A 24,011-nucleotide genomic window follows, 5' to 3' on the forward strand; every position below is an offset into this window, starting at 1 on the left:
CTTCCGACGTCGATCAACCGTCGTCGGCGTGAGTCCCCAGGCCGAACAGGTGGCGGACGGCGTCGACCAGGGACCGGCCGGAGTGGTCGGCCGAGCCGGTGGCGGTGCGGAGGGCCGTCCTCGGGTGGTGGAGTAACTGATTCTGGAACCGGTGGAGGGTCTGGGCGATGGCCTTGCGGTCGTCCTCGCCCAGGCCCGGGCGGGCGGCGAACAGCCGGTCCAGCTCCCGGGTCCGGACGGCGTCGGAGTAGTCCCCCAGCTGGCGGAGGATCGACCCGGCGAGGTGGCGGTGCCGGATCGCGTCGGCGCAGGCGGCGGCCTCCTCCCGGACGATCGCCGCGGCGGTCTCGACGGCCCGGAGCCGCCCCGACCGGTTGGCGTCGGCCTGGGCCTGGAGGTCGTCGACGCTGTACAGGTTGACCGTCTCCAGCGCGTTGATCCTCGGGTCGAAGTCCCGGGGGACGGCGATGTCGAGGATCAGCGAGTGCCGGTAGCGGCGGGCCCGCAGGACCCGGGAATACTGGTCGAAGCCGACGATCGGCTCGGCCGAGGCGGTGGTGCTGACCACCACGTCGGCCTCGATCAGCGCCCGGTTCAGCTCCTCGAACGGCACGGCCCGCCCCCCCCACAGCTCGGCCGCCTCCCGGGCCCGCTCCGGGCTCCGGTTCGTGACGAGGATCCGGCCGGGCTTCAGCGGGGCGAAGTGCCGGAGCGTCAGCTCGGCCATCTTCCCCGCGCCGATGACGAGCACCGCCTTGTCGTCGAACCGGTCGAAGACCCGTCGGGCCACGTCCACCGCCACGCTGGCGATCGACAGGCGGCCCCGGTCCATCCCGGTCGCCTCCCGGACCCGCTTGCCCACCCGGGCCGACTGCTGGAAAATCTCGTGCAAGATCGGCCCGACGGCCCCGGCCCGCCTGGCGACCTCATAGGCCTCGCGGACCTGGCCCTGGATCTGCCCCTCGCCGATGACCAGGCTCTCGATGCTGCTGGCGACCCGGAAGAGGTGCTCGATGGCCTCCTCGTCGTGGTAGTCGACCAGGTGGGTGGCGAATGAGTTGGGGAGGATGCCGTGGAAGTCGGCGAGGAACTGGGTCAGGTCCCCCACGTGGGGGATCGAGGCCGGATCCCCGGCGGCGTAGAGTTCCACCCGGTTGCAGGTCGACAGCAGGGCGAACTCGACGCCCGGGAAGCGGGCCTGCAGCCCGGAGAGCCCCTCCAGCCGCCTCGGGCCGTCGAAGGCGAGCGCCTCCCGGACCGGCTGGGGGGCGCTGTGGTGGTCGACCCCGAGGGCGAGCAGCTTCACGGCGACACCCCCGGGCCCCGGCCGTCGGCCGCCCCCCGGGCGACCCCGTGGGCCGTCGGCAGCAGCAGGTCCACCCCCACCAGGGTGAAGGTCAGGAAGCCGAAGGCCAGGGCGGTGAGCAGCATCACCCGCTTGCCCCGCCACTCGGGGCGGTAGCGGACGTGCAGCAGCACGGCGAAGCAGATCCAGAGGGCCGAGGCGCTGATCACTTTCGGGTCCGACCAGTCGAGCACCGGGTCCCCCTCCCTCCGGGCCGAGGCGTTCAGGCCGACGCCGATGGCCAGGCCCGCGGTCAGCATCGGGAAGGCCACGGTGATCGCCGCCCGATTCCAGCGCTCGGACTGCTCCAGGCTGGGCAGGGCGACGCCGATCCGCCAGGACCGCTTCCGCTTCAGGCGGTCGGCCTGGGCCAGGTACATCAGCCCGGCGGCGAAGGCCACGAATGTGCTGACCGCGCCGAGGAGCAACAGGACCCCGTGGGCGGTCCCCCAGACCGTCTCCCAGCCGCCGAGCCGGGTCCAGTCGGCCCTCGACTCGGCGGGCATGGCCACGGCCGCCCCGAGCAGGGCCAGCACCAGCGGCAGCACGAAGACCCCGACGGCCGAGGGCTTCGGCGCGTGCGCGGTCAAGTAGAGGTCGATCGCCGCCAGGATCCAGGCCAGCACCAGCAGCGAGTGGAAGGCCGTGGCGATCGGCACCTGGCCGCCCCGCCAGGCGAGATTGCCCAGGAAGGCGGTGTGAACCAGCCACCCCAGCAGTGTCAGGCCGACCGTCAGGTGCCATCGCACCGGCACCCGGACGACGAGCCGGGCCAGGTCGGCGACCAGGGCCAGGCCATAGGTCCCGGCGAAGCAGAGCACGCTGAGGCGGTCGAGCATGGCGGGGGGCGCGGGGGGGGATGGTCGAGGGATCGGCCCGGGTGCGGCCACGCGATCACGCGCGAGACCTGGCCCCTCTCCTCGGCATGACCCCAGTGTATCCCATCCCGGCGGCCGGGCCCAGCGTCGTCGAGGCCCAATTCGCCGCCGATCTCCCCGACCGGACCGCCGGGGCGGCCGTCCCAGCGATCGGCGGGGACGCGAGCGGCCTCGGGACCGGGCCCGTCCCCGAAACCGGGGACGGGCCGGCCCGAGGCCGGGATCGGTCGGCGCCCGAGGGGCGGGGGACCGGGCGTCGCTCAGTACTGGTCGGCGCTGACCACCTCGCCCAGGTCCCGGGTGCCGAGGGCCCAGATGATCGTCGGCTGGGTGGTCGACTTCAGGAAGCGGACCGAACCGTCGGCCAGCAGGATGTTGCCGCCGCCGGGGTGGAAGCTGCCGAGGGTCCACATGCCCGGGGTGTCCCAGTCGCCCTGGCCCCAGGTGTTGATGTTGCAGTTGGGGTACTGCGAATTCGGGGGCAGCAGGGTATTGCCCATGGTGCGGCCCGGCATGCCGGTGACCCACTGCTCGCCGATCCAGGAGCGGTTGCGGTTGCCGTCGCCGATTGTGTTGGGGGCCTCGGCGGCGCACTGCTGGGCCCACTGCAGGAACGGCTGGCCGCCGGCCGGCATGTTCAACAGCGGGGAGTCCCAGTCGGCCCCCGGCGGGAAGACGCCCTGGAGGTTGATCACGTCCTGGATCGACAGCTTGTTGGCGTTGAAGTCGCCGATCCGCCACTCGCCGAACGCGATGGTGTTGGTCGACCCGTCGAGGATGTCCCGCAGGCCGAAGACCGGCCCCCCGTGGTTGAACAGGCCGTTCGGGGCGTTGTTGCCGTGGTTGCCGTTGAACAGCATGCTCGCCCCCATCGAGGCGAAATAACTGTTCCCCGGCCTCGGCCGGCTGTAGAACGTGCCGATCGGCGACGGCGCCGACGGACAGATGAAACCGTCGATCCGGGAGGTGATCGCGGTCGTCAGGACGATCGGCCCGAACATCAGGTCGCCCTGGGTGGCGACCATGAAATTCAAGGCGTTGTAGACGGGCGTCTGCTCCAGGTAGGGCAGGAGCATGGAGTGCGAGCTCCAGGCCCCCCAGGGCGAGCCGCTGGTGCCCCCGATCAGGTCGGACGGGACGTCCATCCGGCGGCCGGGGGAGCCGCCGTTAGGGAAGGCGTTGTGCGTCGAATGATAATTATGCAGGGCCAATCCGATCTGCTTCATGTTGTTCGTGCACTGCGACCGGCGGGCGGCCTCGCGGGCCGCCTGCACGGCGGGCAGAAGCAGGGCGATGAGCACGCCGATGATGGCGATCACCACCAGCAGCTCGATCAGCGTGAAGCCGACCGGGCGAGACCGAAGCGGACGATGACGGATCATGCCTTGAGACTCCGAGGACTCGGGTTCATTCGTCCCGGCCCGAGGCCACCGGACCGGGGTCGTCGGGGCTGATCGCACTCGAGGAGGCCGGGCCGGGCCAGGGGACCGACCCCACTCCCGACGCCCGACCCGATGCGACCCAGCTCACGTCGATGCGACTCAGCTCACTTCGAATAGTCCATCGCATTGCCCTGGCTGCCGCCCCCGGTCGGGGGCCTGGCCCCGGCGGCGTTGGCGTCCAGTTGCTTCGGCGGCGGCGGGGCGATCCCCGGGTCGATCACGCCCGGATTGGCCCCGCTGCCGCAACCCGCCGTGGCCCCGGCCAGGCTCGCCGCGAGGAACAGTCCGATCAGGGCTCTCATCGAAGCTCTCCCATGCTGACCCGAAGCGACGAGCCCGCGAGACTGCCCGCCAGTTGCATGCAGCGAACACCCGCAGCGAACCCTGCCGGTTCGACGGTCTGGAAACGGATCAGGTGCAAGAATGTATGAGATCTGGCGTTGACCTCCGGTTGACCCCAACCGGGCCGATCGATGGCGAGGAGGGGCCGGGCCAACAGGTGTCGATCCCTGTCCCGTCTTAACCATCGGCAGGTCACGATACCTGGAGGATCGCCCCCCCGCAAGGAATCGGTGTCACATTTTCCGCAAGGGAGGGAGGCGTCATGGGACCGTGCTCGCGACGGCTGGATTTGGCGTCCCGGTCGGTCACCGGGCCCGGGAGTGGGTCAGCGCGGGCCCGACCCCGGCATGGCCTCGGGCGTGATCGAGAGTGGCCGGGCCTCGGGAGCCCCCTCGACCAACCGGTAACCGGCGTCGGCGGGGAGATCCCGGAAGCGATCGATCCGGCCCGACGGCCAGGAGACCTCGACTACCTCCGCCCGGGAATTCTCCCCGAGGCCGAAATACAGCTGCGGTGCGTTCGCGGATTGGTAGCTCCCGCCCCCGATCCGGTAGCCGACCCGGTTGCGGCCCCCGGCCTCGACCGAGACGACCGCGCCCACCGCGTCCCGGTTCGACTCGGTCCCTTCGAGCTGGAGGACGAGGCGGTGCCCGTCGCCGGGGCCCGACCGGTTGCGGAGCCAGGCCATCGGCCCATCCAGGCCGACGAGGACCAGGTCGGGCCGGCCGTCGCCGTCGAGGTCGCCCCGGGCCAGGCCCCGGCCGAGCCGGGGGACCTCCCAGGGGGATCCGGGCCCGTTGGGGGGGGTGATCCAGCGGCCCCGGTCCGATCGGATCAGAAGTTGCGCGGGCATCTCGAAGGGCAGGCTCGGGTAGCGGTTGACGTGGCCGTTGGCCTGGGCGAGGTCGAGCAGGCCGTCGCCGTCCGCGTCGAGCCAGGCGACCCCGAAGCCGAGCCTCGATCGGGTGGCGACCGTCAGGCCCGCGCCGGCCGAGGCGTCGACGAACTGCCCGCCGCCGAGGTTGCGGTAGAAGGTGGTCCCCTCGCCGAAGAAGTTGGTGACGACCAGGTCGGGCAGGCCGTCGCCGTCGCCGTCGCCGCAGTCGACCCCCATCCCGGCCTGGTAGCCGCCATCGGCGGCGGCGGCCACGCCGGAGGCCTGGCCCACCTCCTCGAATCGCAGCCCGCCGAGGTTCCGGTACAGTGAATTCGCCGTCGTGTCGTTGGCCACGTAGAGGTCGACGAGGCGGTCGCCGTCGAGGTCGGCCGCGACGACCCCCAGCCCCCGGCCGTCGGGGTCGACGATCCCGGCCTCCTCGGTCACGTCGACGAACCGTCCCCCGTCGTTGCGGAAGAGGCGATCGGGCTCGGCCGGGAAGAGGCGGGGGTCGCAGTAGCCGGGCTCTCCCCCGCTCCCCTCGACGACGCAGCGGCGGGGGTCGCGGGGATCCCATTGGAGGTAGTGGCAGACGTACAGGTCCAGGTCGCCGTCCCCGTCGAGGTCGGCGAAGGCGGCCGAGGTCGGCCAGCCCCGAGGGCCCCCGAGCCCGAATGCCTCGGTCGCGTCCTCGAAGGTGCCGTCCCCGCGATTCCGGAGCAAGGCGTAGGAATCCCATCGGGTGAGGAACAGGTCCGGGTCGCCGTCGTCGTCGACGTCCCCGACGGCGACCCCGTGGCCGTAGCCGCCGGGCAGGCGGTCGATGCCGGCCCACGCGGTCGCGTCCTCGAAGGTGCCGTCCCCCCGGTTCCGGAACAGGCGGTCGGCACTCGTCGCGGGATGGTCGGCGGGGGGGAACCGCCCCCCCTGGATCGCGTAGACGTCGAGCCGGCCGTCGCCGTCGGCGTCGAGCAGCCCGACGCCCCCGGCCATCGTCTCGGGGAGCTGCCGGGCCGCGGAGGCCCCGTTGTCGAAGGTGAAGGCGAGCCCGGCGGCCCCGGCCTCGTCGGAGAACTCGGGGGCGGGTGATCGGGACGGGGACCCGGCCCGGCCCCCCTCCCCCTCCCCGGCGCCGGGGGCCGCCGGGAGGCCGTCGAGGACGAGGTCGGCCAGCCGGGCACCCGGAGGGAACCCCTCGGAGGGCCCCACCCGGGCGCGCAACCGCTCCAGACGCTCCCGGGCCCCAAGGAGGAACGGATCCCCCCGGAGCGCGAGGACCGTCCATCCCTCCGCCTCGAACCGACGGCCCAGCGCCTCGGCCTCCCGGGCCAGGGCGTCGTACTCGTTCGGATCGGCGCCGTCGGAGAGCAGGGCCCGGTAGCGTTCCCGGGCCCGGTCGGCCTCCGCCTTGCGGGCCCGGAGCGCCGAGGCCCCCGGCCCGTCCTCGTCCCGGAGCGCCCGCTCGATCCGGCGTTCGAGCGCCCAGGGATGGCCGGGCTCGAGGGCAAGCAACCGATCCAGCGCCGACCGGCTCGCATCGTCGTCGCCCAGGCGGTCGGCGAGCCAGGCACGCAGTTCCAGGATCCACGCCTCATCCTCGGCATGGGCGGGCAGGGCCTCCAGGGCCGACCGGACCCCTGCCGGGTCCCCGGCCGCCCGCGCGAGGTCGAGCTGCGCACGCCGGACGGCGGGGTCGTCGGGGGAAGAACGCAGGCAATCCCCGAGGAGGCGGTCGGCCTCGGCCAACTCCCCCTCCCTGAGGGCGAGGATCGCCCGGCCGAGGCGGACCCGATCGTCCCCGGGCGCCTCCAGCGAGGCCTCGTCGAGCACGGCCCGGATCGCCTCCGAGGGAAAGGGGTCGCTCTCCAGCCTCCAGTGCCGGACCAGGTCCTCGGAGGGGCGAGGGGACCGGGCCCAGCCCGTTCGGATCAGCTCCCGGATCTCCCCGAACCGCCCCTGGAACCGGAGAAGCCGTGAGTGGAGGTCCCGGGCCCGTTCCCGGGCCGCATCCGAGGTCCCCGGCCTCGGGAAGGTGCCGAGGATCGCCTCCGCCTCGGCGAAGCGGCCGAGTGCGTCGGCCAGCAGTCGGGCCCGATGCAGGTCGGCCTCGTCGTCGAATGGGGAGCCGTCGGGGACCCCCTCCCACGCCTCGATCGCCCGCCCCGGCCGCCCGAGGGCCTCCTCGCAGCGGCCCAGCAGGAAGCGGGCCTCGCCGGCCGATTCGCCCCGGATCCGGAGGCGGTGGATCCGCCGGGCCGCCCGATCGTACGCCCCCCGGGCGACCTCGGCCCTCGCCGTCGCCAGTTCGATCCGGTCGGCCCGGCGAGCCAGCCGGGACCGGGCCGAGAGGGCGACGAGGGCCGCGACCGACCCGAGCAGGACCACCAACCAGACCCGTCGTCGCATCGCAGTCGGGCCCCGATCGGGCGAGGATGGGGGCGTCCTGGGGGGCGCGATCGTCCCGAGGGCCTCCCCCCAGATCGATCCTCCGGGGGATCGGGGGCGGGGGACCGGCCCGGGCGGCCGGGTGAACCCGGGCGGACGCGGGGCCGGGGCTCAGGAGAGGTCATCGCCGCCCCAGTTCGCGAGTGCCAGGTCGACGAACCCGGCGTGATCCGCCTTCCCCGACGGTCCCGGGCGGGCCGGGCGATCATCCCCATCCTCCGCGTCCTCCCGGAACGCCGGCCTGCCCGGGTCGGCCTCGGGGGACTTCGAGGGTGCCTCCCCGGCGGGGTCGGGCGGGATCGAGCCCCGGCGCGCGACCTCTTCCAGCCGATCGAGCATGGCCCGGTGATCGGCTTCGGCCGATCCGAGGCGTCGTCTCGCCTCGTCGAGTTCGGCCTCCAGGCGATCCCGATCGGCCTCGGCCTGCCGGGCCGTGGCGGTGAGGTGCTGGGCCGTCCGCTCGGATCGGGCCCGATCGACCCGGGCCGCTTCCAGTTCCCGGGTGACCCGGTCGAACGAGGCGAGCATGTCCGACTCGGCCTCGCTGCGCTCCCGGGAGAACCGCTCGAACCGGCCGACGGCCTCGTCCCGCTCTCGGGTCGCCGACTCGGCCCGCTCGATCGCCTCCCGGAGCCGTTCCTCCAGGGCCGGGTCACCCTCGCCGCCCTCCCGACCGGGGGATCCAGCTTCGGCCTCCCGGCGGTCGAGTTCGGCGGCGATCCGGTCGCGATCGGCCCGGGCCTCGGCGAGCCGATCGCCCAGGAGATCCCGCTCCCCGGCCAGTCGGTCGCGCTCCTCGATGAGCCGATCCCGCTCCCCGGCCAGGCGACCCGCCTCCGAGGCGAGACGGTCCCGATCCGCGACGATCGACGCCGTGTCCGGGGTCTCCGGGTCGGCCCGATCCGCCCGTTCTCGCTGGAGCCCGGCGAGTTCCTCGGAGAGCCGGGCCACCTGCGCCTCCAGCTCCCGTCGGGCGGACTCCGCGAGGCTGGCCGCGTCGACCGCCTCCGAGAGCCGTCGGCCAGAGTCCCGGCGCTCGTCCGAGGTCCGGGAGAGGAGGGCCTCGGCCTCCGATCGCCATCGACGGCGATCGGCCGCCCATCTCCCGTGGGCTTCCCGGAGCATCCGGGCCGAGGACAACGCAAGCGCCCGTCCCTCCTCGGACGCTCCGCGGGCGCGATCCCGCTCCCGGATCGCCTCCGCCCGATCCACCAGGAGTCGATCCCGCTCCCGATCGGACTCCCCGAGCCGGGCGAGCAGCTCCTCGATCCGGGCGCCGGCCTCGGCGGCCTGCACCATCGAGGCGCGCGACTCCTCCCGGATGGCCTCCAGCTCGGCCCGTGTCCCGGCCTGCTCCTCCAGGAGATCCCGGTGGCGGTCCCGATCGGCCTCGGCCTCGGCCAGGGCTCGCCGGAGTCCCCGACGGTCGACCTCGGCCCGCCCGATCTCCTCCCGGAGCCGATCGGCCTCCGCCCGGGCCCGTTCGGCCGATTCGAGGGAGGAGGCGCAGTCGGGGCAATCGACCGAGGGCCACGGCGTGAGCGGTGCCCGGACCGCCGGGGACGGGACAGGGTCGATCCGGGTGACCCCGGGGCGCCCCGAGGCCGGGGACCGGAAGGTCGCGTGGCAGTGGCGGCACGTCACCTCTTGTCCCAGCAGTTCTGGCCTGATCTTCAGCTCGCCCCGGCATTCGGGGCAGTCGATCCGGTCGTGGAGGGAGACTCGGATCACGGCCCGGCAGCCTCGACACCGGATGGCTCGCCCCCGGTACTTCGGCTTGATCCGAATCGAGCCGAGGCACGACGGACAGGACGTCAACGGGTGATCGCTCATGATTCCGGGCTCGACTGCTCGGGACTCGACCCAGACGTCTCATCCCGGGGGGAACGGGCCGGGCCTCGCCAGGAAGGCCGTCGCCCGATGCATCATCACGTTGCTATCCCCAGTGAACGCGAGTCGAGCGCCGAGATCCAGGGACTAACGCCCGGGATTCCCGACCGGGGGGCCGGGCCGGCCCTCCCAGGTCGGGGATCGGACCGCCGGGCCGGGCGATCCGGTCAGTCGGCCGCCCGGGTCGGGGCCCCCTCCAGGGCGTCGAGATCCCAGAGGGCGATCTGGCGTTCGGCCCCGCAGGACGCCAGGGATTTGCCGTCGGGCGAGAAGGCGAGGTGCTCGATCGCCCGGTCGTGGAAGGCGGGGGCCTCAACGACCGCCCCGCTCTCGCGGTCGAGGATCCGGACGGCGCCATGGGGGCCGCCGATCGCGACCCGGGTGCTGTCGGGGGAATAAGCCAGCGCGGTGACCTCCTCGGGGACGGATCCGATCGTCTCCAGGACCTCCCCCGACTCCGGGTCGAGGGCCCGGAGCCCCCAGTTCGAGCCCTGGTCCTGGTAGGACGCGAGCAGCTCGGTGCCGTCGGGGGCATAGGCCAGGTCATTGAACCGGCCGATCCGCAGGTCGGGGCGGGCCTGCTCGGCCCTCGAGGTGAGGTCGACGATGACCAGCTCCCCCCGGTCCTGGTAGTTGATGGTCGTCCAGGCGCCGAGGGCCGCCCGGGTGCCGTCCGGGGAGACGTCCATGAGCGTCACCTGGCTGAGGAGCTGGATCGGCAGATCCTCGACCGAGCCGCCGTCGAGGGCGAGCAGGCCGGGCATCCCCCCGCCCCCCTCCTCCCCCGGCAGGCCGACCAGGATCGCCTCCCCCCCGGGCAGGAAGCCCATCGAGGAGATTTGCCGGGAGGACTCGACCGCCACGCCCTGCTTCGAGCCGTCGGCCGGATCCCAGAGGGCGACGACCGAGGCGAAGGGGTCGAACTGGAATCCCAGGGTCGCCAGCCTCGAACCGTCGGGCCGGAACGCGACGCCGGTGACCGGCAGCGCCTGGCCCTTCAGCGTCACCCGGGCGGCCCCGGACTCCAGGTCCCAGAGGACCACCCCCCGGCCGTCCCCCGAGGCGAGCAGCGACCCGTCGGGTGAGAAGGCCATCCCCGTCGGCTGCGGCGCGGTGGGCAGGGCGAGCCGGATGGCCGGGTTGGTGGTCTCGATCGGCTCGGTCGATCGCTGGGTGCCGAGTTCGACCTTCATGCTCGAAAGCTCGGGGAGGGGCCCGGTCGCGACCTCCGGGTCGACCGATTGGCCGCATCCCACCATCACCACGACGACCCCGAGCGCCCTCAGGGGCCCCCGGCTCGTCACCCGGGTCCCGGGGTCGGGGGGGGGCGGATTCTCGTAATTCACGGGACATCACCTCGGCAGGAGGGGAATGCGAACGGCCGTCGGGGGGTGGGCGAGGGGAGCTCGGAGCGGATCTCCGGGCCTCGTCGTCGGCGTGGACCAATAACACCCTCCGGGGCGGTGTCGCCCCTCGAACCCCGGGGAACGATTCTACGGGCGTCGATCCGGGACACAAGGGATCGCCCTCCCGGTGCCCGCCCGGGCCGCTGCCGGGCGTCGGCCGCATCGAGGGGCCGCCCGGATCCCCTCAGGTCGGGTGATCGGGATCGACATCCCGGAGGAATCCCCGGGCGAGGGGCTTGCTTGCCGACCGATTACGGGGTATCTCAGTAGAACCTGGAATCACCAGTCTCGCGGGCGACGGCACCTCTTGCCCCGCCCCCCGTTCGGGTCTTCCCATCTGGGGCTGTCTGCGTGTTGAGGCCCGTGACATCGATCAGACTCGGATCGATTCGACCCCCCTCGGCGATGCCGACGGGACCGGTCATCGTCCTGCTGGCGATGTTCTGCGGCTGCCCCGAGGCGATCGCCCAGCATTGCGGCTGGTACGCGACCCGGCCGTCGGACGAGGCCTTCGACCTGATCGTCGGCCTCTCGGCCGAGGCCCTCCGGGACGGTGACCCCGATCCGAGTCGGGGCGAGCCGCTCCCCCCCGAACCCTGCACCGGGCCGTCCTGCTCGAGGGCCCCGGTCGCGCCGACGCCCTCCCCCGCACCCCCCGCACCCCCCTCGGTCGAACACTGGGCGCTGGTCGGCCCCGTCATCGACCCGGTCGGACCCGACCGGGCGCCCCGCCCCCGCTCCGAGCCCCCGCCCCGCCCCGCCCGCCCGATCGGCGGCGTCTTCCATCCTCCTCGACCCTCCTGAGCGCACGCCCCTCCCGCGACGCTCGATGCGACCCGCCGCCGCCCCCGATGTTCCGGGCCCTCCCGGACCCGGGTCCTCCCCCGTCCCCGACTCCCGACCCCTGACGTCGCGGAGGCCGGCGAACGCCCGGCACGGGGGGACGAAGGCGGCCGTCGCCCGGCCGTTGCGTACTCCGTAGGCGATCGACCGTATGCCCGAAGGCCCCGTCCGTGGCCCTCGGCGGCGACGATCCTCGGGGAGCGAGGGAGCGTGCGCGTCGGATTCTCAGGAACCGGGTTGCTCACGTCTTCATTCGTTCGCTCCCCTGGAGGATTGGAACCATGTCTCGCCGGAAATCGGCCTTCACGCTGATCGAATTGCTCGTCGTCATCGCCATCATCGGCGTGCTCATCGCCCTGCTGCTGCCCGCCGTGCAGGCGGCCCGGGAGGCGGCGAGGCGGGCCCAGTGCACCAACAATCTGAAGCAACTGGGCATCGCCCTGCACACCTATCACGACGCCCTGGGCTCGTACCCCCTCGGCCGGACGATCCCGTTCGACGCCTCCTACTCGCCGATGGCCCGGATCCTGCCGTTCGTGGAGCAGGTGGCGGTCGCCGGGGCGATGAACTTCGACCTCCCCTGGTCGTCGGCCGGGAATACGACCGTCTCGACGGCCAAGCTCGCCCTGCTGCTCTGCCCGTCCGACACCGCCACGGTGCCCAACAACTGGGGCGGGACGAACTACCGGTCGAACGAGGGGACGAGCGTCGTCATGTGGTTCGGCCCCAATGACGAGGCCGGGGCGAACGTCGGCATGCCCGCCCCCAACGGCGTGTTCTTCGCGAATTCGAGGTACAAGGCCGCGGATCTCCGCGACGGCCTGAGCAACACCGCCGCCTTCAGCGAGCACGTCCTCGGCGACTTCGACAACACCCTCGCCACCCAGGAGGCCGACACCTTCTGGCCGCAGACCTACCCCGCCAACGCCGACGAGGCGGTGCAACTATGCCGCGACATGGACTGGCGCAACCTGTCCTATCAGCGGGTCAGCGAGGTGGGGGCCCCGTGGATCTACGGCTACCACTCGACGACCAGCTACTGGCACTCCGGGCCGCCCAACTCCCGGTCCTGCATGTTCCCCCCGTCCCGGATCATGACCGTCGCCAACAGCCGGCACCCGGGAGGCGTGAACGTCTGCCTCGCCGACGGCTCGGTCCGGTTCGTGAAGGACACCGTCGCGATCGCCGCCTGGCGGGCCCTGGGCACCAGGAACGGCGGCGAGGTCATCTCGGCCGACGCCCTCTGATCCGAATGCCCGGGAGTTCGCACCGCCATGACCATCCGCCGAGCCGCCCTCGCGGCGGCGCTGCTCTCGGCCTGCGCCGCCGGCTGCGGCAATCAGCCCCCCCCGACCCGATCGCTCGACGAGGAGGCCGCCCGCCGGGTGCTGGCCGAGGCGCTCGAAGGCTGGAAGGCCGGCCGCCCGCACGCCGAGCCTTCCGAGGCCGACCCGACGCTTCGGGTCGCCGACGAGGACTGGCTCGCCGGCGCCCGCCTCTCCTCGTACGCCGTCTTACCCGGCGATCGGGCCGTCGGCCCGAGCCTGGCCTGCCCCGTGGCGCTCGAACTCGTCGAGCCGGGGGGCCGCCGGGTCGAGAAGCGCGTGACCTATGCCGTCGGCACCGACCCGAACCCCAGCGTCATCCGACAGGACTGACCCCATCCCCGCACAGCGGACCGGACCCGGGGCCTCGACCCGCCCCGAGGTCGGCCGGACCAGGAGACGATTCATGAATTCGATCCTTCACGCGACGATGGCCTTGCTCGTCGCCCCGATCGCGACGGCCGACGGCCCTCCGGACGGAGCCGCGCCGAAGCCCGTCCCCGAGACCCGGGCCGACCTGAAGCAGGCGCTCGAGGATTCGAAGCGGTCCGAGCCCCGCCTCCCGCTGCCGCCACTCTCGGTGGAGGAGGCCGAGCGGGCGGAGCAAGGCGGCTGGGGCGTGGTGAATAACGGCCGGATGAGGCGGCACTACCTCCCCCCGGGGTTCGTCTCGGGGGGCTTCCCGGGCCGGGAGGAGCCGGGCATGACGCTCGGCTACCCGTTCCAGACGACCCTGTTCTGGATCGTCTCGCGTGCCAATAACTGCACCTATTGCCTCGGACACCAGGAGAGCAAGCTCGCCTCCGCGGGCGTGGACGAGGACTACGTCGCCGCCCTCGACGGCGACTGGTCCGGGTTCACCCCGGCGGAACGCGCCGCCTTCGCCCTCACGAGGACGCTGACGACCGCCCCTCACGAGGTCGGCGACGCGCAGGTCGAGGCCCTCCGCCCGTTCTACGACGACGCCCAGATCCTCGAAATCCTCTACGTCGTCTCCAGCTTCAACGCCATGAACCGCTGGACCGGCGCGTTGAACATCCCCCAGGAGCACCACCGGGAATACCTCACCCCCACCGCCCCCGACTTCGCCTCGCTGGTCAGCCGGGTGGCCCCGCTCTCGCCCTCCGCCGGGGCCGGGGGTGGCGCGGCCCCCTGGGTGCGCCCGAGGCTGGAGTCGAGATCCGAGGTCGAGGAGCGGCTCGAGGCCGCCCGGGGGCGGACGCCCCGGGTCGAGCTGGTCTCCGCCGAGGAAGCCCGGGCCCGGGTCCCCGGCCTCGGCGAGAAGGAGCCGCCCCAGTGGATCCGACTGCTCGCGCACTTCCCGGGCGTCGGCGCCGAACGGGTGGCGATCCTCCGCGCCGTCGAGTCGGAGGGGACGCTCGACCCCCTGCTCCGGGCCCGGGCCTGCTGGGTCGCCGCCCGGAACGATCGCGCATGGTACGCCCTCGAACACGCCCGGCGCCGCCTCCTCGATCTCGGGGAGGACGACGACCGGATCTTCGCCCTGGACGGGTCGCTCGACGGCCTCCCGGAGGCGGAACGCCTCGCCCTGGGCTTCGCCCGGACGCTCACCGTCGACCCCGCCCTCGTCACCGATGCCCAGGTGGAGGGCCTTCGCGAGCACTTCACCGATCATCAGGTCGCCGAGCTGATCGCCGTGGTGGCCGAGGCCGCCTTCTTCGACCGACTGACCGAGGCCGCCGGGCTGGCTCCGGAGTGATACCTCATTGCCTGGAAGACTAGCTTTCGGGTGGCCGGGGTGGCTGGGGTCTCGTCCGCGAGACCCCGGTCGCCGAGGCCACCGGACCGGGGTCTCGCAAACGAGACCCCGGCCACCCGAAGGTGATTAATCCAGGCGATTGCGTATGAGTTCCCCGGGGCGATCGCCCGGCCCCCCCTGTCGCCCGGGGGCGGGCCGGGGTATCTCTGGGATCGGGGGCCCTCCCGGTCCCTCCCGGATGAAAGGCGATCCGTGTTACCCAACGTCCACCGAGGAGTCGATCGATGCGCCGAACTCCCGAAACCGGCCCCCGGGCGACCTCGACCCCGGTCCGGATCGCGATCGCGGCCCTCGCGGTCGCGATTTTGGCCCCGCCCTCGATCGCCCAGGACCCGGGGGATGGACGGTCGGCCGGGCTCTCGCCCGAGGCCCGGGAATTCTGGGACTCCGACCTCTCCAGCCGGCTCGGCGACTGGATCGACGGCCGGATGGAGTCCACACCCTCGGGGGAACGCCCCGAATGGCTGCTCATGTTCGCCGACATCCTCCAGGGGAGGCAACTCGATGCCGCCGACGGCTGGTTCAGCCGGCCCACCGGCGGCACCCGGTACGGCTGGGATTGGACCCGGGAGCGGTTCGACGGGGACGGCGACGGGGTCGTCGCCGCCCGGGAGTGGACCGGCCCCGCAGAGGACTTCGGCCTCGTCGACGCCGACGGCGACCGCGTGCTGACCGGGGCCGACTTCGAATGGCCCGAGCACGCCCTCGCCGGGGGGCCCGGCGTGGCGCTCTATTACCTCGCCGACGCCGACGCCAACGGCAAGGTCACGCGGGCCGAGTTCTTGCAACTCTTCGACCGGCTCGACGGCGGGGGGATCGGCTTCCTCTCCCGGGACGAGCTGAAGGGGGCCTTCGACCCGGGCACGATGAATCGGCTCATGATGGCCGGGGGGATCAAGGGGGGCGGCCCCCCGCCTAACCCGAACGGCCCGAGCAAGTCGACCCTGGTCCGGGGCCTGTTCTCCCAGGAGATCGGCTCCCTCTGGCCCGGCCCGGGGGTCGACGAGCCGGCACCCGACTTCACCCTCCCCTCGGTCGACGGCGACCGGGACGTGACCCTCTCCTCCTATCAGGAGCGGACCGGCAAGCCCGTCGTCCTCATCTTCGGCAACTTCACCTGCGGCCCCTTCCGCAGCCAGGCCGGCAACGTCGAGAAGCTCTATCGACGCTATCGGGACCGCGTCGGGTTCCTGCTCGTCTACGTCCGGGAGGCCCACCCGACGGACGGCTGGCACATGTTCGACAACTTCCGCCAGGGGTATAACCTGGACCAGCCCACCACCTTCGGCCGCCGCGTCGAGGTCGCCCAGCAGTGCCGGGCGACGCTCGACCTGGACATCCCGATGCTGGTCGACGCGATCGACGACCCGGTCGGCACCCTCTACAGCGGCATGCCCGCCCGCCTCTACCTGATCGACCGGGACGGCCGGGTGGCCTTCAAGAGCGGCCGGGGGCCCTTCGGCTTCAAGCCGGAGGAACTGGAACAGGCGATCGCCCTGATGCAATCCTCGGAGGCGTCGACCGCCCCCGGGAACGGAGACGAGGGGATGGAAGTCGAGGGGCCCGGACCGCAGGGATGATCCCCTCGATCCGAGGCCCGTCGGGCGTCGACGATCGTCCGGGAGGCTCGCCCCGGCCGGGACCCGGCCTCGGGGGACGGGCCGCTCAGGGCCGGTCGGTCGGCGCGTCGACCGGCTCCAGGGTGACCTCGTCGATCCAGAGTGCCGAGGGGCCGTCCCCCTCGCAGTCGATGATGAATTTGAGCTGCATGGTCGTGGCCTTCGGCTCGGAGTGGAATTCGCGCTCGACGAGCACCCACTCCCCCAGGCGATCGAGCGGCTCGACGCGCTTGGCCTGGGTCAGCGCCTCGTAGGAACTGGGTACGTCCTGATACTGCTTCACCTCGGCCTTAGCGTCTCCGGTGGAGTCCGTCGAGCGGTAGTAGCGGAAGCTCAGCCTCATGGGGACGTCGCGCCGGACCTTCAGGTCGCGGTACTGATACGACCGGAAGCCGGAGAGGGCGGCGTCGAGGTAGAGGCTGTCGGGGGGGGAGAAGTAGAACCGGGGATCGAGGCGCTCCTCGGGGATCGGCCCCAGCACGTCGATCGGCCGGTCGGTCGAGGCGTCCTGCTCGAGCGAGACGGCGTCCCGGAAGGAGGCCGGGCCGACCCCGAGCGTGACCTCACGGCCTCCCAGCAGCGGCTCGGAGGGCCCGTGCAGGTGGTGGCGGTGTTCCAGGCGGAGCCGGGCCCGGAGGACGCCACCCGGGGGCAGGGAGAAGGGGCCCGGCGGCGGCCCGCAGGAGGCACCCGGCTCGGGCTCGTCGGGGACCGGGCCGCCCTCGGGCCAGACCTGCAGGGTGGCCCGCTCGGCGCAGGACCGGGTCATCACGTCGGAGTCGATCAGCTCGGCGATCGATTCCAGATCCTCACCCGCCCCAAGCGCATGGTCGGCCCGACGGGGCAGGCCGTGGCCGTCGGCCCGGGAGTTGGAGGCCCAGCCCTCGACCGTGCAGAAGATCGAACTCGGCTCGACGGGCAACGACTCGGGGCCCGGATTCCTCAGGCGGTATTCGACCCTCCAGGTCAGCCATCGTCGGCGGTGGTCCCCGTCCTCGCCGCGATCGGGCCGCAGGAGGGAGACGGAGCGTCCGACGCGCTCCAGGGACGGCCGGTCGTAGGGGCCGTCGGCCAGGGCGGGAGGCCCCGCCGCGCCCGAGGCAAGCAGGGAAAGCAGCATCAGGGGGCCGGCGTGTGGCCCGGCGGCGCGGCGGACGGATGCCCGGCCGGGCCGCCCCGAGCGGTCGATCGCCATGCGGGTCCTCCGCATCCGTGGAGGTCTCCCTGCCGTCCCCGCGTTCGACGAGGGGGTCGGCAGGGGTGCGAGCTGCGTCTCTCGAGACCGGTGCGCGGGAGGGTTCGCACCGATCGCGACCGGGAAGTTACGAAGAAATCCCGATCCGATCAATCCGGATCTCGGGACGGGGGCTCCGATCCCGGGCCTCTTCGCCCGGGATCGGTGGGGCCCGAATCCGGCCCCGAGAGCATCATAGGATCATCAGGGTCCGGGGTGAAGCACGCGTCCCCGATTTCAAACGTCGGGGTCCGAGCCGGGCCGGACCGCCTCGGGGGATGGGGGGATGGTGCCCCATCCCCCCCGGCGGTCGACCGCCTCATCGCCGACGGCGGAAGTCCCCGTCGGCGGGGTTGATCCAGCCCGGGTCGGCGTAGGTCCCATTCGCATCCCGGCCTGTAGCCCGCCAGGACGCGAGGTTGTAGAAGACCCCCTCCCCCGCGGCGAAGATGCCGTTGTTGTTGGGCGCCCAGTACTGATTGCGGTCGACCGTCCAGTTGGCCATCAGGCTGGGGCGAAGCCGGATGCCCATGTTGTAGAACGGGTCCCAGGAGCCCTGGGCGACGATCGTGTTCTCCAGGAACTCGGAGGGGCCGAGGCGGGCGTCGATGGTCAGGCCGTTGGTCTCGGTCGTGACCGGCGGCACGTAGACGTTGTTCCGATAGAACCCCATCGAGAGCCCCTCGACGCTGCCCAGGATCAACACCCCGCGTCGGCCGTTGTCGAAGAACTCGCTGTCCCGGATCACCAGGCGCCGGAGGTTGTCGCCGTAGACCCCCATGGCCTGGAAGCCGTCCTCGCCTCCGACGTGGAAGGCGGAGTCCTGCACGAGCACCGTGCCGAAGGTCGAGCCCGTCCGCTCCTGGTTGAAGGAGAGCCCGTTGGCCGGGCCGCCGAAGTCGACGCCGTCGATCAGGGTCCGGGAGTGCACCTGGTTCGGCGACCCGGCCTCCTGCCTCAGCTTCACGGCGAAGTTCACCACGCCATCCGCCTCGTCGAACCGCATCCAGCGGAGCAGGAGGTGGTCGAAGACGTTCGCGTAGACGTAGTGGCTGTGATACGGGACCGCCGATGGCCCGGCCCCGCCGCTGGCCATCGTCCCGCCGAGGACGCTCACCCACTTCGTCGCGTCCAGATCCAGTCCGGATTGGTACGTCGCGGACCCGGAGAGGGCCTCCCAATCATAGGAGCAATTCCAGAAGACGAACCCGTAACCCCGGGCGTCGGCGCCGGCGGTGGGGGTGTGCGCGAAGATCTCGATCAACGGCATGAAGCTGTTGGTCGTGTTCCCGCTGTAGAAGCTCGTCTCCAGGAGGTGGATGTTGTTGGCCTGGGCGTACTCGTCGCCCTCGCCCCCCAGCCGACTGACGTGGAAGGCCCGCCCCACGGCGCTCCTCAGGTCGAGCCCGTCGATGACGATGTCCTCGGCCCGGCTCGCTCGGGAGGCCCGGATCGCGATGGGCGTCTCCCGGGTGCTGATGATCGGCTTCGGGAGGCCCGGGTCGCCGTAGGAACCGATCCGGACGGGCCCATCCCCGGCCTCCGTGATCTGGATCGTCGAGGTCCGCTCGAAGAGGGACCCCCGCTTGATCAGCACCCGCATGCTCTCGCCCGAGGTCAGGGTCGCGTCGAGCCGATCGAAGGTGTTGAAGGGGGCCGCCTCCGAGCCGTCGGGGACGCCCCGGGAGATGCCGTCATAATTGGAGTCGAAGTAGATCACGGGCCCCGACCAGGCCGAGACGGTCACCTGCTCGTCCGTCCCGCCTTCGATCCGGTCGAGGATGAGCACCTCCGGCCGGACCGAGGCGCCGACCAGGCCCGACGCGTCGGCCGTGAGGGTCAGCCGATGTCCCAGCAGGTCCCCGGCGGCCTCGGGGCCGAGGAAGGCCCCGGTCCGGAGGTTGCCCGCCCCGATGTTCGGCAGGGCGGCCAGGGCCTGGACCACCGCGTCGGGCCCGGCGTCGTAGCGGATCGGCGCCGTCGTCCGGCCGGGCCCGCCGTCGACCGACGCGGTCAGCCGGAACGTGCCCCCGGAGGCGTGTCGGACCCTCACTTCCTGCTCCGCGGACCGCATCAGCGTGCTGGTGGACGCGGTGATGAGTTCCCCCGACTCGTCCTTGCCCCGGACCGTCAGCGTGATCGAGTACGAGCCGGGGGCCCGGTAGACGTAGGCCGCCTCAGGCCCCTCCTGCCCGGTGTTGGCGTCGATCAGGGCCCCGCTGACCGGGTGGACGAACAGCTCCTGGCCGCCCGGGTCGCCGAAGTCCCAGGTGTATTCCAGGTCCGTGAACGGATTGCCCGCCCCGGTCGTCGTCTCGGCGGCCGAGACCTGGACGACGAAGGGTTCGGTCCCCGAAGTCCGGGTGATCGTGATCCGGGGCTCGATGCGGTCCAGCCCGGGGATCGCCGGGCGTCCCCCGAAGGAGGTGATCCCCGACGCCTGGCCGAAGACGACATAGGAGACAGACTCGGCCCCGTGGGATCGCTCGCCGTCCCGCCACTGGTCCTCGACCGCCGCTAGTTGCAAGCTGTCGGGTCGCACCGGGTCGTCGCCGTAGAGGGCGGCCCAGGCGCCGTCCGCGTCGTTCATCGAGGAGGGCGAGAGCACCGCCGAGGAGGCCGAGGAGAGGCCCTCCAGCGGCGCGATGAACGGCGAAGAGTCGTCGAGGCCCTCGACCGACTCGCCGGTCCGGCCCGCCACGAAGTCCACGCCGTCGACGCTGTGGGCCCCCGCCTCGAAGACGAAGTAGCCGATCGTCTCGGGGGCCCGGGAGGTCGCCGGATCCTCGCCGACGTGCATGCCGACCGTCAGGTCGGTCGGCGAGGGGGCGACGTTCGGCGAGGCCCCGCTCGCCCAGAACATCGAGGGCCTGGGGTCATTGGTGGACATGACCTGGCCGATGACGACCGGCATCTCGTACGACTGGGCGTACTCCAGGGGCAGGCCCTCGAACGATCCCCCCCCATCGGCCGCATCGATCGCGACCTTCCGGACCTCCATCTTCATCCCGGAGTGTTCGTCCGAGAACGTCCCCTCCTCCGAGACGAGGTAATGCACCCGAATCGATCCCGAGATCGGTTGCGATTCGTCGACCCGCTCCAGGGAGACGTCGTCGATCAGGGAGGTGCGGTCGCCGCCGAGGGTGTTGAGGCCGACCAGGGCGACGCGGGAGGCCCCGGCGGGCAGGGCGAAGGTGGCCTCGAAGGTCCGGTAGGCGTCGTCGGAGGGGGCGAAGCGGGCGACCTCGACGCCGCCGACGGTGACGGCGAAGTCGTGGCCCTGGAGTCGGGAGTTGGCGCGGTGGGCGGCCTTGAGGCGGAGGCGATAGGTGCCGGGCTCGGCGACCTGGACGTCCTGGGAGATGCGGCCGTTGCGCTGGAGGAAGGCGACCTGGTCCCCCTCGGGGGCCGGGGGGTTGGCGGCGGTGAATCCGGAGCCGTCGGCGGTGACGCCGGCGTCGCCGGAGTAGGACCAGGGGGAGCCGGCGGGGCGGTAGAGGAAGGAGCCGTGGGAGCCGGCCGCCCCGGCCTCGGGCGCCTCGAACCCGCTCCCCCCGAGCGAGGTCGGGACGCTTTCGATCCGCTCCAGGGAGATGTCGTCGATCAGCGAGGTGCGGTCGCCGCCGAGGGTGTTGAGGCCGACCAGGGAGAGCCGGCTGGGTCCGGCGGGCAGGGCGAAGGTGGCCTCGAAGGTCCGGTAGGCGTCGTCGGAGGGGGCGAAGCGGGCGACCTCGACGCCGCCGACGGTGACGGCGAAGTCGTGGCCCTGGAGTCGGGAGTTGGCGCGGTGGGCGGCCTTGAGGCGGAGGCGATAGGTGCCGGGCTCGGCGACCTGGACGTCCTGGGAGATGCGGCCGTTGCGCTGGAGGAAGGCGACCTGGTCCCCCTCGGGGGCCGGGGGGTTGGCGGCGGTGAATCCGGAGCCGTCGGCGGTGACGCCGGCGTCGCCGGAGTAGGACCAGGGGGAGCCGGCGGGGCGGTAGAGGAAGGAGCCGTGGGAGCCGGCCGCCCCGGCCTCGGGCGCCTCGAACCCGCTCCCCCCGAGCGAGATCGGTTGCGATTCGTCGACCCGCTCCAGGGAGACGTCGTCGATCAGGGAGGTGCGGTCGCCGCCGAGGGTGTTGAGGCCGACCAGGGCGACGCGGGAGGCCCCGGCGGGCAGGGCGAAGGTGGCCTCGAAGGTCCGGTAGGCGTCGTCGGAGGGGGCGAAGCGGGCGACCTCGACGCCGCCGACGGTGACGGCGAAGTCGTGGCCCTGGAGTCGGGAGTTGGCGCGGTGGGCGGCCTTGAGGCGGAGGCGATAGGTGCCGGGCTCGGCGACCTGGACGTCCTGGGAGATGCGGCCGTTGCGCTGGAGGAAGGCGACCTGGTCCCCCTCGGGGGCCGGGGGGTTGGCGGCGGTGAATCCGGAGCCGTCGGCGGTGACGCCGGCGTCGCCGGAGTAGGACCAGGGGGAGCCGGCGGGGCGGTAGAGGAAGGAGCCGTGGGAGCCGGCCGCCCCGGCCTCGGGCGCCTCGAACCCGCCGCCCAGGAGCGCATCCTCTCGGGGAGAGGCCGCGGACTCCACGGAGATCTCGAATCGGTCGTCGCCGACGTTCCGGATCCGGGGCACCAGGGAGAGGCCGCCGATCGGGATCTCCGGCGTCGCCGCCACGACCATCGAGGCGTAGCGCCGATCGAGGGACACCGTCTCCCACTGGCCCAGCCCCGTGAGCTCGACCACCCCGGTGCGGAGGTGCGGCTCGTCGGCGGCGATCTGCATCGCCGAGGCGAGGTCGAGCCGCCCCCCACCGGCCGTCAACGACCCGAGCTGGCCCGTCGGCTCGACCGAGGCCATCAGCACCGACTTGATCTCCTCGGCGCCGAGCGACGGGTCCTCGGCCTTGAGCAGGGCCGCGGCCCCGGCGACGTGGGGCGCGGCCATCGAGGTGCCGGACTTCAGGCCGTAGCCCCCGCCCGGCGTTGTGCTCAGGATGTCGACCCCGGGGGCCGCGAGGTCGACCGAGAGCCACCCGGAGTTGGAGAACCCGGCCAGCTGGTCGTTGCGGTCCGAGGCGGCCACCGAGACGATGTTCGGCAGGTCGAACGCGGCGGGGTAGAATTTCGCCGCCCCCGGCGCGTCCATGATCGTCCCCTGGTTGCCGGCCGCGGCCACAAAGAGGTGGTCGGCCTGGGCGCCCGCCGCATTGATCGCGTCCCGGAGCGACTGGCTGTAGGTGGTACCCCCCCAGCTCGCGTTGGAGATGACCGCCCCGTTCCTCCAGGCGTAGTTGATCGCGTCGATCGCGGCGGAGACGGTGCCGTTGCCGAAGCGGTCCAGGACCTTCAGCGGCATGATCGAGACGTCCCAGGAGACCCCAGTCACCCCGACCTGGTTGTTGCCCCGGGCGCCGATCGTCCCGGCGACGTGGGTGCCGTGGGAGTTGTCGTCCATCGGGTTGTTGTCGCGATTGACGAAGTCCCAGCCCCGGACGTCGTCGACGTAGCCGTTGCCGTCGTCGTCGAGGTTGTTGCCGGGGATCTCCCCCGGGTTCGTCCACAGGTTCGACGACAGGTCGGGGTGTGCGTAATCGACCCCCGAGTCCAGGACGGCGACCACCACCCCGTCGCTGCCGGTCGACTGCTGCCAGGCCGTCATCGCGCCGATGTCGGCCCCCACGGTCCCGGAACCCTGGCCGACGTTGCGCAGGCCCCAGAGCTCCCCGAACCTCGGATCGTCCGGGGACGTCCCCGCCCCGATGACGTAGTCCGGCTCGGCGTACAGGACCCTCGGATCCTTGCGGGCGGCCTCCAGCGCCGCCGGCACCCCCGAGGCGTCGACGCCGACGATCCGAAGCCCGGCGGCTTCGGAGAGCCTCCGCCCCGGGGCCAGGCCCGAGGGGTGCGGCCCGCTCCTCGCGGAGACTTCATCACGATAGCGGACGATGATGCGATCCGGGGCGTAGGAGGCCGCCTCGGCCGGGCCCCTCGGGTCGACTTCGGCCGGCAGGACTCCCTCCAGGAGCATGCCCGGTCGATCCCCGCTCAGCAATCTGCGGTCCTCGAGGATCTCGGGGCGCAAGGCGGACGACGGACGCTTCGTGTTGCGCGGCATGGTGGGGAATACCGATGAGTCGTGCTGGGTGGAATCGGCGTACGGCGGCGAGTCTTGCCCGGCGGCGGGCGGTCCGGCAGGCGCAGGTCGGATCGAGATCACCTGGTTTAATGATTCAAACAGGTGACGCCCGGAGGATGAGAGTCCTCAGGCCACGACATGTGCGCAGTAACATAAGATATGGTTTTCGCCCCGTCAACCCGCTTGCGCGATTATTTTTCCTCGCAAAGCCTTACGGAGCAATGGCTTGCAGCGGAGATTCTCAGCAGTATTGCCCCCGTGCATGGAGGGGGGCGCCCCGGATCCCGGCCGCGTGAGGATGCCGCGGGGATGCGAGAAGGGTCGCGATCGACGACCGATCTCGGGCATCGCGACGTGCCTCCGGGCGTCGTCACCCGGCCGTGCGGGCCCTCCGCGAGTGCCGGCGGCCGGGCGGGGACGCCACCTCCGAGCGGGCGTCCCGACACGGGGAAGCATAGGACATCCCCATC

The 24,011-nt window shown here is 72.4% G+C and carries 14 protein-coding genes; 5 read left to right on the plus strand and 9 right to left on the minus strand.

Going from position 1 to position 24,011, the window contains the following annotated elements; all coding sequences use genetic code 11:
• Positions 1-13 precede the first annotated feature (13 nt).
• The 7 genes from hemA to ElP_RS22150 form a co-directional block, all read right to left on the minus strand.
• Positions 14-1,306 (minus strand): glutamyl-tRNA reductase, encoded by a 1,293-nt coding sequence (gene hemA, locus ElP_RS22120; protein WP_145273122.1) that lies wholly within the window; start codon positions 1,304-1,306, stop codon positions 14-16.
• Complete coding sequence (locus tag ElP_RS22125; RefSeq protein WP_145273125.1) at positions 1,303-2,184, minus strand: cytochrome C assembly family protein; 882 nt, start codon at positions 2,182-2,184, stop codon at positions 1,303-1,305. The genes hemA and ElP_RS22125 overlap by 4 nt, the downstream gene beginning before the upstream one ends.
• Positions 2,185-2,483: 299 nt before the next feature.
• Positions 2,484-3,605 carry a DUF1559 domain-containing protein gene (locus ElP_RS22130; RefSeq protein WP_145273128.1) on the minus strand — a complete coding sequence of 374 codons (1,122 nt, stop codon included), beginning with the start codon at positions 3,603-3,605 and terminating at the stop codon, positions 2,484-2,486.
• 164 nt (positions 3,606-3,769) lie between these two features.
• Positions 3,770-3,967 (minus strand): hypothetical protein, encoded by a 198-nt coding sequence (locus ElP_RS22135; protein WP_145273131.1) that lies wholly within the window; start codon positions 3,965-3,967, stop codon positions 3,770-3,772.
• A 365-nt stretch (positions 3,968-4,332) separates the two neighbouring features.
• Positions 4,333-7,290 (minus strand): FG-GAP-like repeat-containing protein, encoded by a 2,958-nt coding sequence (locus tag ElP_RS22140; protein ID WP_145273134.1) that lies wholly within the window; start codon positions 7,288-7,290, stop codon positions 4,333-4,335.
• 150 nt (positions 7,291-7,440) lie between these two features.
• Positions 7,441-9,060, minus strand: coding sequence for a coiled-coil domain-containing protein (locus ElP_RS22145; protein ID WP_145273137.1), 1,620 nt, complete (start codon positions 9,058-9,060; stop codon positions 7,441-7,443).
• A gap of 326 nt (positions 9,061-9,386) precedes the next feature.
• Positions 9,387-10,565, minus strand: a complete 1,179-nt coding sequence (locus ElP_RS22150) for a WD40 repeat domain-containing protein (RefSeq protein ID WP_145273140.1) — start codon at positions 10,563-10,565, stop codon at positions 9,387-9,389.
• A gap of 465 nt (positions 10,566-11,030) precedes the next feature.
• Between ElP_RS22150 and ElP_RS22155 the strand changes: the two genes are divergently transcribed.
• The 5 genes from ElP_RS22155 (at position 11,031) to ElP_RS22175 (ending at position 16,153) form a co-directional block, all read left to right on the plus strand.
• Entirely contained in the window at positions 11,031-11,429 is a 399-nt protein-coding gene (locus ElP_RS22155) for a hypothetical protein (RefSeq protein ID WP_145273143.1), read from the plus strand.
• Between the two features lie 320 nt (positions 11,430-11,749).
• Positions 11,750-12,715 carry a DUF1559 domain-containing protein gene (locus ElP_RS22160; RefSeq protein ID WP_145273146.1) on the plus strand — a complete coding sequence of 322 codons (966 nt, stop codon included), beginning with the start codon at positions 11,750-11,752 and terminating at the stop codon, positions 12,713-12,715.
• Positions 12,716-12,742: 27 nt separating this feature from the next.
• Complete coding sequence (locus tag ElP_RS22165; protein ID WP_145273149.1) at positions 12,743-13,126, plus strand: hypothetical protein; 384 nt, start codon at positions 12,743-12,745, stop codon at positions 13,124-13,126.
• Between the two features lie 73 nt (positions 13,127-13,199).
• Positions 13,200-14,513 carry a carboxymuconolactone decarboxylase family protein gene (locus ElP_RS22170; RefSeq protein WP_145273152.1) on the plus strand — a complete coding sequence of 438 codons (1,314 nt, stop codon included), beginning with the start codon at positions 13,200-13,202 and terminating at the stop codon, positions 14,511-14,513.
• Positions 14,514-14,797: 284 nt separating this feature from the next.
• The gene (locus ElP_RS22175; protein WP_145273155.1) at positions 14,798-16,153 is read left to right on the plus strand and encodes a deiodinase family protein; all 1,356 of its coding nucleotides are present in this window, start codon (positions 14,798-14,800) and stop codon (positions 16,151-16,153) included.
• Positions 16,154-16,238: 85 nt separating this feature from the next.
• Here the strand turns inward: ElP_RS22175 and ElP_RS22180 are convergent, their stop codons facing one another.
• Both ElP_RS22180 and ElP_RS22185 read right to left on the minus strand, forming a co-directional pair.
• Entirely contained in the window at positions 16,239-17,387 is a 1,149-nt protein-coding gene (locus ElP_RS22180; protein WP_145273158.1) for a hypothetical protein, read from the minus strand.
• Positions 17,388-17,745: 358 nt separating this feature from the next.
• Entirely contained in the window at positions 17,746-23,433 is a 5,688-nt protein-coding gene (locus ElP_RS22185; protein ID WP_197446286.1) for a S8 family serine peptidase, read from the minus strand.
• Positions 23,434-24,011: the final 578 nt, after the last annotated feature.

This window comes from Tautonia plasticadhaerens, assembly GCF_007752535.1.
In the GTDB taxonomy this organism is placed as follows: Bacteria; Planctomycetota; Planctomycetia; order Isosphaerales; family Isosphaeraceae; genus Tautonia; species Tautonia plasticadhaerens.